Source organism: Catellatospora bangladeshensis, from assembly GCF_016862575.1.
GTDB classification, from domain to species: domain Bacteria; phylum Actinomycetota; class Actinomycetes; order Mycobacteriales; family Micromonosporaceae; genus Catellatospora; species Catellatospora bangladeshensis.
Genome location: NZ_BONF01000116.1, coordinates 1 through 527 on the forward strand (window position 1 = coordinate 1; position 527 = coordinate 527).

Sequence of the window (527 nt, forward strand, 5' to 3'; positions counted from 1 at the left end):
CGACGGTGCCGCAGCTGCTGATGGCCCTGGTGCTGGCGCACGTGCTCAACCAGCGGCTGCGGGCGCCCACGTTCTGGCGGATGACGGCGGTGCTGCCGAACATCACGTCGGTGGCCGCGGTGGCGATCATCTTCGGGCAGATCTTCGGCAAGGACTACGGCCTGGTGAACTGGGTCCTGGAGTCGCTGGGGCTGGGCCGGATCGACTGGCAGGCCGGCACGGCGTCGTCGCAGATCGCGATCAGCGTGATGATCATCTGGCGGTGGACGGGCTACAACGCGCTGATCTACCTGGCGGCCATGCAGGCGGTGTCCAAGGACCTCTACGACGCGGCGTCGCTGGACGGCGCGTCCAGTTTCCAGCAGCTGACCCGGATCACGGTGCCGGCGATCCGCCCGACGATCATCTTCACGGTGATCGTGTCGACGATCGGCGGTATGCAGGTCCTGGCGGAGCCGCTGCTGTTCGGCGGCGGGAGCATGACCGGTGGTTCGGACCGGCAGTTCCAGACGCTGTCGCTGTATCTG

Annotated in this window: 1 protein-coding gene; it reads left to right on the plus strand. The window is 67.4% G+C overall.

Going from position 1 to position 527, the window contains the following annotated elements; all coding sequences use genetic code 11:
* The coding region (locus Cba03nite_RS39490) for a carbohydrate ABC transporter permease (RefSeq protein ID WP_203757738.1) at nt 1-527 on the plus strand (527 nt) is incomplete at both ends.